Origin of the sequence: Testudinibacter aquarius (assembly GCF_004342725.1) — a bacterium.
Taxonomy (GTDB): Bacteria; Pseudomonadota; Gammaproteobacteria; order Enterobacterales; family Pasteurellaceae; genus Chelonobacter; species Chelonobacter aquarius.
In genome coordinates this window covers 208,276-221,705 of record NZ_SMCP01000003.1, presented here as the reverse complement: position 1 = coordinate 221,705, position 13,430 = coordinate 208,276, and the positions used below count along the sequence as shown (strand labels likewise).

Annotated in this window: 10 protein-coding genes; 3 read left to right on the top strand and 7 right to left on the bottom strand. The window is 47.2% G+C overall.

The annotated features are described in order from the left end of the window. Window positions 1-4: 4 nt before the first annotated feature. The 5 genes from EDC16_RS04515 to EDC16_RS04495 all read right to left on the bottom strand — a co-directional run bounded on the left by EDC16_RS04515 (window position 5) and on the right by EDC16_RS04495 (window position 5,474). Window positions 5-1,111 (bottom strand): Gfo/Idh/MocA family protein, encoded by a 1,107-nt coding sequence (locus tag EDC16_RS04515; protein ID WP_132965848.1) that lies wholly within the window; start codon window positions 1,109-1,111, stop codon window positions 5-7. 60 nt (window positions 1,112-1,171) lie between these two features. Continuing rightward, entirely contained in the window at window positions 1,172-2,008 is an 837-nt protein-coding gene (locus EDC16_RS04510) for a carbohydrate ABC transporter permease (RefSeq protein ID WP_232517236.1), read from the bottom strand. Continuing rightward, window positions 2,009-2,887, bottom strand: coding sequence for a carbohydrate ABC transporter permease (locus EDC16_RS04505; protein ID WP_132965846.1), 879 nt, complete (start codon window positions 2,885-2,887; stop codon window positions 2,009-2,011). A gap of 102 nt (window positions 2,888-2,989) precedes the next feature. Next, window positions 2,990-4,339 (bottom strand): ABC transporter substrate-binding protein, encoded by a 1,350-nt coding sequence (locus EDC16_RS04500; protein ID WP_132965844.1) that lies wholly within the window; start codon window positions 4,337-4,339, stop codon window positions 2,990-2,992. Between the two features lie 34 nt (window positions 4,340-4,373). Further along, window positions 4,374-5,474, bottom strand: a complete 1,101-nt coding sequence (locus EDC16_RS04495; RefSeq protein WP_132965842.1) for an ABC transporter ATP-binding protein — start codon at window positions 5,472-5,474, stop codon at window positions 4,374-4,376. Between the two features lie 163 nt (window positions 5,475-5,637). Here EDC16_RS04495 and EDC16_RS04490 point away from each other — a divergent pair, with 163 nt between their 5' ends. The 3 genes from EDC16_RS04490 to recO all read left to right on the top strand — a co-directional run bounded on the left by EDC16_RS04490 (window position 5,638) and on the right by recO (window position 8,259). Next, entirely contained in the window at window positions 5,638-6,336 is a 699-nt protein-coding gene (locus EDC16_RS04490) for a FadR/GntR family transcriptional regulator (RefSeq protein WP_132965840.1), read from the top strand. A 17-nt stretch (window positions 6,337-6,353) separates the two neighbouring features. Continuing rightward, window positions 6,354-7,424: a Gfo/Idh/MocA family protein gene (locus EDC16_RS04485; protein ID WP_132965838.1), complete on the top strand. Its 1,071-nt coding sequence runs from the start codon at window positions 6,354-6,356 to the stop codon at window positions 7,422-7,424. Between the two features lie 70 nt (window positions 7,425-7,494). Continuing rightward, on the top strand, window positions 7,495-8,259 hold the full coding sequence (gene recO / locus EDC16_RS04480; protein ID WP_132965836.1) for a DNA repair protein RecO: 765 nt from the start codon (window positions 7,495-7,497) through the stop codon (window positions 8,257-8,259). 9 nt (window positions 8,260-8,268) lie between these two features. On the opposite strand, the gene putP is transcribed toward recO, so the two are convergent. Together putP and putA are read right to left on the bottom strand one after the other, a co-directional pair. Beyond that, the gene (putP, locus tag EDC16_RS04475; protein ID WP_132965834.1) at window positions 8,269-9,774 is read right to left on the bottom strand and encodes a sodium/proline symporter PutP; all 1,506 of its coding nucleotides are present in this window, start codon (window positions 9,772-9,774) and stop codon (window positions 8,269-8,271) included. A 16-nt stretch (window positions 9,775-9,790) separates the two neighbouring features. Continuing rightward, window positions 9,791-13,261: a bifunctional proline dehydrogenase/L-glutamate gamma-semialdehyde dehydrogenase PutA gene (gene putA / locus EDC16_RS04470; protein ID WP_132965832.1), complete on the bottom strand. Its 3,471-nt coding sequence runs from the start codon at window positions 13,259-13,261 to the stop codon at window positions 9,791-9,793. Between the last annotated feature and the right edge of the window lie 169 nt (window positions 13,262-13,430).

The window sequence follows — 13,430 nt, the reverse complement described above, 5'->3', positions numbered from 1 at the left end:
GGCGTTATGCGCCGGTAATCTCACTCACCGCGACTTTACGGTTTTCATAGCGGGATTTGGTACAGGCGTCTGCGGTGGCAATTGCCGCCCGTGCCGCTTCGCCGGTCAGCAGTTTGGCAAACTCTTCAGTGGGTTGCATTCCATGCAAAATATCATTGAGATATTTCATCTCTTTACGCATCACAGTATTGAGCCATAATGGTGTCCGTTTGCCGGGTTGGCCGTATTGAATAGCGCCGTCCATGCTGGCGCCGGTATAAATACGGGTGCGGTCGTCATCTTCTTCCTGACTTTCGTGAATTAAAAAGTGTGAATCTTGCCCATTCACGCGCAATGTGCCACCGCAATGGTACATGTCGAGTTTAATGGCGCCTTTTTCCCCTTGAATCAACACATAGTGTTCGCCCCAGCGGAATGCCGAACCCCATTCGAGCAAGGCAAATCGGTTATCATCAAATTCTAGATTAAGGAACAGCATATCGTCTTCATCACCGAAACTTTCTCCCTGATGTGCCACATTGCCGGCGGTCATGGTGACGGTTTTCGGTGCACCGCCCATAATAAACTGCACACAATCCAGTTCATGAATGTGGTGATACAGATGTCCTCCGGATTTTTCACGGATTTTTTTCCAAGAGATTGAAGGCTGTTGTTCTTCCCAGCCGTTGCGCGCCGAGTGACAATACAGCACTTTGCCGATCACCCCTTGTTGAATCAGTTCTTTGGCATAATGAACGCCGTTGAAAAAATTCATGATATGTCCTGCCATAAAGATCACACCGTTTTCCTCACAGGCACGCACCATCTCGTCACAGTCTTGGTAGCTGAGGGCAATCGGTTTCTCACAAAAAACGTGCTTTTTATGTTTTGCCGCTAAAATAACCGGCTCTTTATGCAAATAGTTTGGGGTTGCCACAATCACACAGTCCACATCGGCACGGTTAATCGCCTGTTCTAAACTGGCTGCGGCATCACAGCCCAATTCGGCGGCAATTGTCTCCCCGTTGTCGGGGTCGTATACGACGGTAATGGTGGCATCTTCGGTTTCTTGCATAATGCGCGCCAAATCTGCCCCAAAATAGCCGACGCCGATGACAGCATAATTAATCATTTTTTTCTCCTCACATTGAATTACGGTTTAATACAGATACTTGAATTTGCAATAATTTGATTATTTGACGGATCCTTCAGATAATCCTCCTGCAATCTTGTTTTGGATAAAACAGAAGAAAATCACGGACGGAATAACCACCAGCACCGATGCCGCCATCATATCGCCCCAATCCAAAATTTCTGCACCGTTTAATGAACGCAAGGCAACGGCAACCGTCATTTTGCTGGTATCATTCACCAGAATTAAGGCATATAAGAATTCGTTCCACGCATTGATAAAGGTGTAGATTGCGGTGGCGACAATGCCCGGTGCGACCAATGGCAGCACGATCTTAAAGAACACTGTGAATTTATTGGCGCCGTCAATCCGGGCGGCTTCTTCTATTTCTATCGGCACGGTGCGGAAAAAGCCGACGAGCAGCCAAACCGCATAAGGCACACTGAACGACAGATAGACAATAATCAGTCCGGTGGTAGTGTTGGTTAATCCGACTTTTGCCATGGCAATGGAATAGGGAATCGCCAATAAAATCGGTGGAAAAATATAGGTGGTGATCAGCAATTTCGACATGATTGCACCCAATTTAGGGAAAAAGCGCACAATGCCGTAGGCTGCCATCGAAGAAATAACAATGGCGATAAACGTCGTGACCAGGGCAATCAGCAAGCTGTTTTTAATGTTCACGGCAAAATTCAAGCCGTTAATCACATGATCGAAATAATCGAGCGTTAATACTTTCGGCCAGAAGCGTGTCGGATCACTGGTTAATTCTCCTTTGCCTTTCAGGGAAGAGATCACAATCCAAACCAATGGGAATACCGCAATAATGGTGGCGACAGTCAAAAACAGATACGAGACAATATCACCGAAAATTGAGCTTTTCTTTTTCATCATTTATTCCCCTTCTTTTTCCCAGCGGTTGATCACTTTGAAGTAGATAAAGCAGATTAGCAGCAGGAAGATAAACAACAGTACCGTAACCGCCGAAGAACGACCCAGCATTTTAGTGCCCCAGCCCATGTTGTAGGCATAAATTGGAATGGTCATCGTGGAGTTCGCCGGGCCACCGCCGGTGATCAGATAAATAATATCGAAGTTGTTAAACACCCAGACGGTTCTCAGTACCACCAATAAGCCGATCACCACTTTAATGTGCGGTAACGTAATGTGACGGAAAACCTGCCAAGCATTGGCACCGTCAATTTTGGCGGCTTCATATTGTTCTGCCGGCACGGTTTGCAAAGCAGATAAAACGTTTACCATGATCAACGGCGCACCAAACCAGATGTTAATGAACACCAGACTGACAAATGCCCAAGAGCTGTCGGATAAGAAGCTCGGCGCAATGTCCATCAGCCCCAGTTTGGTGATCATATTCGGCAAGTAGCCGTAAACCCCATTCAGAATCCATTGCCAAGAAAAGGCGATAACAATGGTTGGAAATGCCCAAGGAATAATCAGCAAAATTTTATATAGCCATTGCAGATGGCGGATACGATTTAAGGCGATGGCTAAGGCAAATCCAACCAATACTTGCCCGACCAGTGATAGTACTGTCCATTTAATCGAGTTGAAAAATGCCCACCAAAACTGCGGATCGATCAATACCGCACGGTAGTTGTCAAACCCAACAAAGCTGTAGTGGGGCATGATCAAATTTTTGTTGGTAAAGCTGTAAAAAATGCTGGAAAGAAACGGATAAACAAACAGCGCCGAGACGACCAGCATCGCCGGCAACACAAAAATCCAGCGGGTATAGCTTTTTTGAAGCATAAGTAACCTCCTCTCCATTAAAACAGAGCACGGAAATAACGGGGTTATTGAATTAGGGTGGGTCGAAGCCAGCAAACAGCAGCTCGCCTCGACCCGGAGCGTCTATTTTGCAGTCACTGTTGCAAACAACTCGTTCAGTTGTTTTTCCGCTTTTTGTGCCGCAGCCATTGGATCGGTACCGTGTGTCACAATATCTTGGAACATCGCTTCAATAATGTGTTGGTTAGTCAGCAATCCGCCCTGCACACTCGGACCATGTTCATAGCCGATTGCACTTCCGGTGCGTACCGCACTTTCAATCACTTTTTCTGCATGGGCAAATTGTTGAATCACCGGATTGTCTTTATACGCAGGATCGTCTGAAATACCGCTGACTGCCGGCAGCATCCCGACCGGAACCGAACTTAAAAATTGAATATAGCGATCTTTTTGATATAAGGTTTCAATAAATGCTTTACTGATTTCCGGGTGTTTACTGCTTTTCCAAACAACGAGTGGAATATTCGAGGTTTCAATGCCGTAATCTGGATCGTTTATATTAATTTTTGGCATTGGATAGGCATCAATTTGTTCCAAAAGTTGTGGTGAATTCGCTTTTACGCCACCGATTTGGAAACCGGAATTGAAGTCAAATGCAGTTTTACCTTGATAATACAGTGTGGCTTGTTGCAGCACGTTATAGTTAATCGAATCTTTCGGCGAAGTTTCTTGATACATTTTCACCCAATATTTGATGCCGTCCTGCGCCAGTGGGCTGGTTAAATCTACTTTTAAATCCGGTGTCAGCAAGCTGCCGCCACCGCTCTTGACATAGAAATTCAAAAAGCGGGTTGCCATAAAATCATTGGTTCCCATCGGCACCGACAGCCCGTAAACGCCGTCTTTGGTCAACGCTTTAGCTGTTTGATACAATTCATCCCAGGTTTTTGGCACTTCCAGATTATTTTGTGCCAACAAATCTTTACGAATCCACATCACTTGCGCATGGGAGTACAACGGAAGGGAATAATTTTGGTTATCGACCGTACCTTCGTTAATGGCGGCAGCTGAGAATTTCTCCAGTCCCAGGGTATCAATGACATCATTGATTGGTTGCAAGGCGCCGACATTAATCATTTCCACCACTTGGTTTGGCAGTGCGGTACTCATATCCGGTACATTGCCGGACGCCAGACCGGTTGTCCATTTAGTGTAAAAGTCATTCCAAGAAAAGGTTTCAATTTTGATTTTCACCTGCGGATGTTGTTGCATAAAATCATTGGCGGCTGCTTGAATCACTTCCAGGCGCGGACCTTGAGTGAACGAGTGCCACACGGTAATATTGCCGGCCAATTCACCATTGGTTGTTGCTGGAGTGGCTGTGTTCGCTGTTTTGCTGTCATCGCAACCGCTTAAGACAAAAGCACCCAACACTAATGAAGCCGCTGCCGTCATTACTTTTCTGAATTTCATATCATGCTCCTTATGAATAGCTCGTTACAGGGGGTTATAAGAGCGATTGCTCTGTTTGCGGATCAAAAAAATGTGCCCGTTTCATATCAAACGCCAGGCTGATTTTTTCATCCATCTTGATTTGTTGTCTGGAGTGTACAATCGCTTTAATCGGTTGCTCCCCCAAACTGGTGTGAACAATGTACTCGGCGCCCAGTAGCTCTGCCACATTGACCGGTGCGGTAATCATCGCTTTTTGATACGAACCCAATAATAACGGTTCGTTCGAAATATTTTCCGGGCGAATCCCTAAAATGACCGCTTTGCCGACCGCACTTTGGCGTTCTAGTTGCCGATAAGCCTCATCAGGAATGCTGAGCTGATAGTTATCGGCGGTAACAAAAAAGCCGTTTTCAATTTTGCCGTGCAGGAAATTCATGGTGGGTGCGCCGATAAAACCGGCGACAAACAGGTTGTCAGGGTGGTCATAAATCGCTTTTGGTGAGCCGATTTGTTTGACCACACCACCGCTCATCACCACGATTCTGTCTGCCATTGTCATTGCTTCGGTTTGATCGTGGGTTACATACACGGTGGTGGCATTCAGGGTTTTATGGATGCGGATAATTTCGGCACGCATATTGCTGCGTAATTTAGCATCAAGGTTAGACAGTGGCTCGTCCATTAAAAACACTTTTGGTGAACGCACAATCGTTCTCCCCAGCGCCACCCGTTGCCGCTGACCACCGGACAAGGCTTTCGGTTTACGATTTAACAATTCGTCTAACCCTAAAATTTTAGCGGCTTCTTTAACCTTGCGGTCGATTTCACCACTGTCCATTTTGCGCAACTTCAAGGCAAACGCCATATTTTCATACACACTCATATGCGGATATAGCGCATATGACTGGAACACCATCGCAATATCGCGATCTTTCGGTTCAATATCATTCATTAGCCGGTCATCAATATAAAACTCGCCATCAGAGATACTTTCCAACCCGGCGACCATGCGCAATGTTGTCGATTTGCCGCAGCCGGAAGGACCGACCAGTGCGATAAATTCTTTGTCTGCAACTTCCAAATTAAAGTCTTGTACGGCTTCAAAACCGTTGGTGTAACGTTTAAAAATATGACGTAGTGATAAAGTAGCCATCTTGGTTTCCTTCGGTCATGGAGTGAAGATTTTTCTGACAACGGCAGAAATATGATTTAATATGATGCTATAAACATAAGACATCATACATCTAAAATTGGATAGACATATGATGTCCTATCTTTGAATAAATAACCGTGATGAAGATCACAAAACAATAAAAATGAAGAAATTAACCAAAAAAGCGGCAACTTTGGAGTTGCAAGAGAAAATTAAATCGCTGATTTTAGAAAAAAATCTAAAACCGGGCGATTTAATGCCGACCGAAAATGAATTGATTGAGCTTCTGGGGGTCAGCCGTTCTAGCCTACGTGAAGCCATTAAATCATTGGAAGCACTGCATATTTTGGATATTCATCACGGGATCGGAACCTTTGTCGGCGAATCTTCTCTGGTGCCGATGATTCGTGGCTTGGCATTTCATGCACAACTGCATTTACAAAATGATTTGAAGTGCTTACTGGATATTTTGGATGTGCGCGAGATTTTGCAATATGGTTTTGCACCACTTGCACTGGCAAAAATAAGCGATCAAGCGGTTGAACAGTTGCAACAGCTCGTCTCCACAATAGAACAGAATGCACGGCATGCTCAATTTTCAGCAGGAGAAGAGCAGCAAGTTCACTTGTTAATTTATTACCCGACCGAAAATCAATTGTTGCTGCAATACTTGGATGCTTTTTGGCAGATTTATCAATTGTTGGATCACGAATTGCCACCCAATAATATCACCCCGACCGCACTTGCCATGCAATATCGTGACTGGGTTGATGCCATCGAGGCGCGCGACTTGGAGCGTACTCAACATGCGATTCTGGTCTATTTTCAAGGGATCCGCAGACGTTTAACCGCCACCGTTTAACAAGGAGAACACCTTCCATGAATTCAATCAAAGTTGCGCTGATCGGCTGTGGTTTTTTTGGTCAGCAATTGGCTTACGGCTTTCAAAAAAATGGCGCTGAACTGGTCGGCGTACAGGATATAAACCATCAACAGGCCGTTGATTTAGCGACTTCATTAAATACTGTCGCTTACCTTGATGTCGCTGATATGTTGCAACAAAGTAAGCCAGATCTGGTATTAATCGCCACCTACAACTATGCGCACCGCCAAGTTGCCGAACAGGCTTTACAAGTCGGCTGTGCCGTGTTTATCGAAACGCCGTTTGCCACTGAAGCAGAAGATTGCCAGCAAATTTTGACACTGGCGGCACAGAACGATAAACCGGTATTTATCGGGCATGTGTTGCGTGCTTTGCCGGGGTTGCTCAAAGCGAAACAATTGATTGAACAGCAGGCGCTGGGGAGAATCACCGTTGCCAGAGCTAACCGCCAGCGCTGGATTGATTCGGCGCGGGATAAAAACTGGTGGAAAAATGATATCAAATTAACGGGCGGCAAGCTGCTGCATGAAATTCATGAACTGGATTTATTGTGTTGGCTGTTGGGCGAAGTAGACTCGGTTTATGCTCAATCCACCAATCGCGCCCACTCAGACACGCCGGATAACCATGATATTATTCAACTGTTGCTGCAATTTAAAAACGGCGTTTTTGGCTCGTTGGAAATGGGCACGGCTTACCGTCTGCATGAATGGGGTATTTCGATTCACGGCGAATTGGGATCGTTGGTAGTGAATTTCTTTACCTCAACGCTCACGTTGTCATTTGCTGACGGGCGTCGCCAGCAGTTTAATTTATACGATGAATTCGAGGCGGATTTGTCGTTGCGCGAAAACGGAAAAAGTACGCAAAAATACAACCAAATTAATGAACTCTGTCCGTTTTGGCTGAGTCGCGCGGTAGAAATCGAAGCGCTAAGCGTGTTACAGCACTTGCAAGGACAACAACGCAGCGTGCTGCATGACAGCCCGGCGCGAGCTGTTTGCGTTGCGGTGGCAGCCAAGCGTTCAATTCAGGAAAAAGTATTAATCAAAGTACAATATAATTAATTTTTCTGACCGTACTTTTTAGTTAAACTGAATGTCTGAAATCAACATAGATTAATTTAAAAGGACAACGATTATCGAAGCGTGGCAGCGTGGGTTTGTGCTACATCGCAGACCCTACAACGAAACCAGTCTGTTGGTCGATCTTTTCACTGAGGAGAGCGGACGTTTGACGGTGTTGGCGAAAGGCGCACGAGCAAAGCGTTCGGCGCTGAAAAGCCTGTTGCAGCCGTTTACGCCGTTGCTGCTGCGTTGGAGTGGCAAAGGTGATTTGAAGATTTTGACCAAAGCTGAGGCGATTTCGCTTGCCTTGCCGTTGGAGCATACCGCACTTTACAGTGCTTTTTATATCAATGAGTTGGTGTGTCGGGTGATTGAAACCGAAGCGCCTTATCCGCAGCTGTTTCAGGATTATCTACACTGTTTGACCGCACTTGCTACTTGCCATATCAACCATGCCGGCAATGAAAGTGCGGTTCACACATCAGTCGAACCATTTCTACGCAAATTTGAATTTCAACTGCTACACACCCTCGGCTACGGTGTGGACTTTTTGCACTGTGCCGGCTCAGGCTTGCCGATTGAGCCGCAGATGAGTTATCAATACCGTGCTGAACAGGGTTTTATCGCCTCACTGCTCAAAAACAGCCAAACCTTTTACGGCGATGAACTACTGATCTTCGCCAGTTTAGCCTTCGACAAATTGGGTGCTGAACAAAAGCATATCCTGCAAGCCGCCAAACGCTTTACCCGTATGGCGCTGAAACCTTATCTCGGCAGCCAACCCTTGAAAAGCCGTGAGCTGTTTCAAGGGATTTTACCGGGTAAAATGAAATGATGGCACGTCCTAGCCTTTCGAACGCAGGTTAAACTCTGCCAACGCTTGATCAAATTGTTCAGCGACCGCACTATCTTCCGTAGAAAACAGCGATGAGGTGATGGTGATGAAAGAGCAGATTAAAAAACCCGGAATAATTTCGTACAGCTTGGCTAAATCCGCCCAGCCAAGATACTGCATTAGCGGACTCCATACCACCACCGTCACTGCGCCGCAAAGCATGCCCCACAGGGCGGCTGACGAGGTGATATTGCGATTAAACAGCGATAAAATCACTACCGGTCCGAATGCGGCGCCGAACCCTGCCCAGGCATAAGACACTAGTTTCATCACACCCGAAGAGGGATCTTGTGCAATCAGAATGGCAATGGCGGAAATCACCAAAACCATAAAACGCCCGACCCAGACCAGCTCATTGCTGGAAGCGGTTTTGCGCAGAAAACCTTTATAGAAATCTTCCGTTACCGCAGCGGAACACATTAGTAATTGTGCGGATAAGGTGCTCATCACTGCCGCCAAAATAGCAGACAACACAATACCGACAATCCAAGGATTAAACATCAAACGGGATAATTCAATAAACACCGATTCTGCGTTATCCAACGGAATTTGATTGGCACTAAAATAGGCCAAGCCGAAATAACCGACCGCCACTGCACCGCCAAGACATAAAAACATCCAGGTAATCCCGATTTTGCGCGCATTTTGCAATGATTGCACCGAGTCTGCCGCCATAAAGCGGGCTAAAATGTGCGGTTGTCCGAAATAGCCCAAGCCCCAAGCCAGTGCCGAGATCACACCGATGCCGGACACATTGTGCAGCCAGTTGGCATAGGGAATACCGGTCATTTCCGATTTTGCGGTTAATGCCAAATTGATGTCTTCCCAGGTTAAATGCAGCAACACCATCACCGGCGCCAGCAAGAGAGCAAAAATCATTAAAGTGGCTTGAATGGTGTCGCTCCAAGAGACCGCCAAATAGCCACCGATAAAGGTGTAGGTGATGGTTGCCAGTGCACCCAGCCAAAGTGCGGTCGAATAATCCAGTCCCAGCAGGCTTTGAAACAATTTTGCGCCGGCAACGACACCGGAAGCGCAATAGATGGTGAAGAAAAACAGAATAATCGAAGAGGAGATGATTTTCAGTGCTTTCTTTTGTTGTGGAAAACGCTGGGCAAAAAATTCCGGTAAAGTGAGTGCATTTTTATATTTTTCGGTAAAAATCCGCAAGCGGGCCGCCACCACCCGATAATTCAGATAAGCGCCAATCGTCAGGCCGACGGCAATCCAAGCCTCCGACAGCCCGGATAAAAAGATCGCCCCGGGTAAGCCCATCAGCAACCAGCCGGACATATCGGAAGCGCCGGCCGACATTGCCGTAACAAAGCTGCCCATTTTGCGCCCGCCTAAAATATAGTCGTCAAAATTTTGGGTAGAACGGTAAGCATAAACGCCTATTCCCAAAATAATCAGCAGATATAACCCGAACGTAATATAAATTTGATAGTTTTGCATGGTTCTTCCTATAAGATTATTGTTCTTGTGTTGCCATTAAAGAGGCATTGCCGCCAGCAGCAGTGGTGTTTTCACTGCGTGAAAATTCATCGTAAAGCGGCATAATATCCTGAGTTTGTTGCCAATCATAACATTTAAAAATCGCATCACGGCTTTGCTGTAAAGCTAAACGCTGCGCTGCGCTCAATGGCGCTAAAAACACGCCTTTCTGGCAATTTTTCCACTGTGTGGCAATCCGAACGTCGCTTTGTGGTGATTGCGCCAACGGATGTGACGGCTCGACCACAATCGAGAACCCGAGCGCCCGTAGCCTCTCAGCCGCCTGTTGCGCTGCTTGAAGATCACCGTTTAAAATTGCCACCTCGCCGCTAAAATACGCCAGTGTATTTTCTTCGCCGGTAATACTGTCGAGTTGCGGTTTTGCATGAAGCAAGGTTTTTTCATCACCGAAGCGGCTGTAGTAATCCGTTGCGCGGGTCAGGCGCTGCAAGTAAAATTCGCCGCCGGCTTTCGGGCCGGTGCCGGACAAACCGTGTCCACCGAACGGCTGCACGCCGACCACTGCACCGACAATGTTACGGTTTACATAAAAATTACCGCACTTAAGATGACGTTCGACAAAATCAATCTGCTTGCGAATCCGGCTATGGCAACCGCCGGTCAACGCATACCCTTTGGCATTTATCGCCTGCAACTGCTGTGCCAGCTGTGCTTTGTGGTAAGGCACGATATGTAAAATCGGCCCGAACACTTCTCGTTGCAACGGCTGCAAATCATCCAACAGGTAGATCGCCGGCGCAACATAGTGGCCGTGTGCCTGTGCTTCGGGGTTATCCGCACTTTCCAATTCGATATAACGGCGTGCAAGCCCACGCATTTTAGCTTTGTGCGCCAGCAGATTCTGTTTGGCTTCCTCATCGATCACCGGTCCGATATCGGTCGCCAGCAGGGCAGGATTGCCTAGTGTCAGTTCTTGTAGCGCCTGTGCCAACATAGTATAGAGTTTGTCCGCTACTTCTTGTTGCAACAACAGCACACGCAAGGCGGAACAGCGTTGTCCGGCGGAGTCGAACGCTGAACTCAGCACGTCCGCCACCACTTGTTCGGACAATGCCGATGAGTCCACCACCAACACATTTTGTCCGCCGGTTTCGGCGATTAGCACGGGTTCGTTTTCGGCTTGGGCGCACTGTTCGGCAATCAGTTTGGCGACGTCGGTCGAACCGGTGAATACGATGGCATCGAACGGCAGCTTGACCAAAGCCGCACCGACATCGCCAGCGCCTAAGATCAACTGTAAGGCGCTGCGTGGTAAACCGGCTTGATAGAACAAGTTGACTGCGGCATACGCAATTAAAGACGTTTGCTCCGCCGGTTTGGCGATCACCGCATTACCGGCGGCAAGAGCGGCAGCAATTTGTCCGGTAAAAATAGCCAACGGAAAATTCCACGGCGAAATACAAAGTGCGGTTCCTCTTGGCGGCGCCAGTTTGCCGCGTTGCTGCAAATCATCTAACTGAGCGGCGTAATAACGCAAAAAATCAACCGCTTCACGCAGCTCAGCAATGGCATTCGGCAGGGTTTTCCCCGCTTCTAAAACGGCCAGTTTCATCAATAAACCATGATGTTGCTGATACAAATCCGCTGTTTTGCGCAAAATCTGCGCACGCTGTACCGCACTTTGTGCTTGCCATTCGCTCTGGCGGGCGGCATTGAAGACCGATTCAAGATGCTCGGGCGCAAAAAACGCCACCTCGGCAACGACTTGATTCAGATCTGCCGGATTACGCACCGGATGCGGCGTTAAATGGCTGGCTTCATTGTTCACCGCCAATAGCGATCTTGCGTTGGCAATCTGTGCTTGATTAAGCGCCTGCTCTAATTTATCCAATTCTAATTCATTGGCCAGATCAAAGCCCGATGAGTTGAGCCGATCGGCAAACAGCGCCGACGGCGCACGCACGGCCCTGTTTTCCTCTCCTTGAGAAGCGGCGTAATGTTGCCAAGGCGGTGTCATCAATTGTGCTGCCGGTATGCTTTCGTCGACCAATTGGTGCACAAACGAGGAGTTCGCCCCGTTTTCCAGCAAACGGCGCACCAAATAGGCCAGTAAGGTTTCGTGCGTGCCGACCGGTGCATAAATCCGAACCGGTCGATTGAAATCCTGCCGGTCGATCAGTTGGTCATATAACGTTTCGCCCATGCCGTGCAGACATTGAAATTCATAGCGTTTATCGTGCCCTAATTCGTAAATCGTACACAGAGTTTGCACATTGTGGGTCGCAAACTGCGGATAAACCACATCTTGCGCCGCCAGCAATTTCTGTGCACAAGCTAAATAGGCAATATCGGTGTGGTTTTTTCGGGTATAAAGCGGAAAGCCGTCTAAGCCGTCGGCTTGCGCCCATTTAATTTCGCTGTCCCAATACGCGCCTTTTACCAGACGGATCATTAAATAGGCCGATTTTTCCCTGGCCAGTGCAATCAGGTAATCGATGACATAAGGGCAGCGTTTGGAATACGCCTGCACCACAAAACCGATGCCGCGATAACCTTTCAGTTCCGGTTCATCGAGCAGTTTTTCGACCAAATCCAGTGACAGCTCCAGCCGACTTGCCTCCTCAGCATCAATATTCACACTGATATTGTACTGCTTTGCCAGCAGGTACAGCCGTTTCAGTTTGGGATAAAGCTCCGTCATCACCCGATCATATTGCGCGCGGCTGTAACGGGGATGAATCGCCGATAACTTAACCGAAACACTGTTAGCGCGATAAATATCGCTATGCGCTGCTTTGCCGACAGTTTCGATTGCGGTTAAGTAGTCTTGAAAATAGCGCTCCGCATCCGCTTGGGTCAGCGCTGCTTCGCCCAACATATCGAAAGAGAAACAGTATCCTTTTTCCGTACGCTTTTTCGTGCGGTTTAACGCCTCTTGAATATTAATGCCGGTGACAAACTGCTCCCCCAGTACTTTCATTGCCTGCACCATTGCCAATCTCATCATCGGCGCAGAAAGCCGGGCGAAGCTGCGGGTCAAAGCGCTGGACAATGTCTCCGGATCAAAAGAGCGGCTCAAATTTTTACCCAGCAACAGCCCGTAGCTGGCGGCATTGATGAAAAAAGAGGAGGATTTGCCGATATGTGCCCGCCAATCACCCTCTTTTAACTTATCGTGAATCAATTCGTCACGAGTTTGATTGTCGGGAATCCGCAGCAAGGCTTCCGCCAGACACATCAATGCAATTCCCTCTTCGTCACCTAACGAAAACTCTTTCATCAGCGCATCTACGCCGTACTCTTTTTTCTTGATACTACGCACACGATTAATCAAATCAATACCGTTTTGCGTGATCCGCGCTTGCTGTTCGGTAGTAAAAATTAAGGTTTTTTGTAAAGCATCGACAGCATCTTTTTCATGAATTCGATAGTGTTTGCTGATATTTTGGCGTGACGGGGGGTAATGTTTGGCGAGATGAAATTGCATAGCAAAGCCTCTTTGTTAAATAATTATTAAAAATTAGCAAAAAAAACGTTGCTCGCAAATCTGATTATTATTGTTTTTTGAAACCAATCACTGTTTTCTTCATTATTAGGAGCTGTTGAGATCTGAATTAAAAACATGTGATATGGCTATCTTCGTCCTTACCAAGCTT

Coding starts and splice junctions, on each gene's coding strand:
- EDC16_RS04515 (WP_132965848.1), bottom strand. CDS start 1,111: ATGATTAATTATGCTGTCATCGGCGTCGGCTATTTTGGGGCAGATTTG.
- EDC16_RS04510 (WP_232517236.1), bottom strand. CDS start 2,008: ATGATGAAAAAGAAAAGCTCAATTTTCGGTGATATTGTCTCGTATCTG.
- EDC16_RS04505 (WP_132965846.1), bottom strand. CDS start 2,887: ATGCTTCAAAAAAGCTATACCCGCTGGATTTTTGTGTTGCCGGCGATG.
- EDC16_RS04500 (WP_132965844.1), bottom strand. CDS start 4,339: ATGAAATTCAGAAAAGTAATGACGGCAGCGGCTTCATTAGTGTTGGGT.
- EDC16_RS04495 (WP_132965842.1), bottom strand. CDS start 5,474: ATGGCTACTTTATCACTACGTCATATTTTTAAACGTTACACCAACGGT.
- EDC16_RS04490 (WP_132965840.1), top strand. CDS start 5,638: ATGAAGAAATTAACCAAAAAAGCGGCAACTTTGGAGTTGCAAGAGAAA.
- EDC16_RS04485 (WP_132965838.1), top strand. CDS start 6,354: ATGAATTCAATCAAAGTTGCGCTGATCGGCTGTGGTTTTTTTGGTCAG.
- putP (WP_132965834.1), bottom strand. CDS start 9,774: ATGCAAAACTATCAAATTTATATTACGTTCGGGTTATATCTGCTGATT.
- putA (WP_132965832.1), bottom strand. CDS start 13,261: ATGCAATTTCATCTCGCCAAACATTACCCCCCGTCACGCCAAAATATC.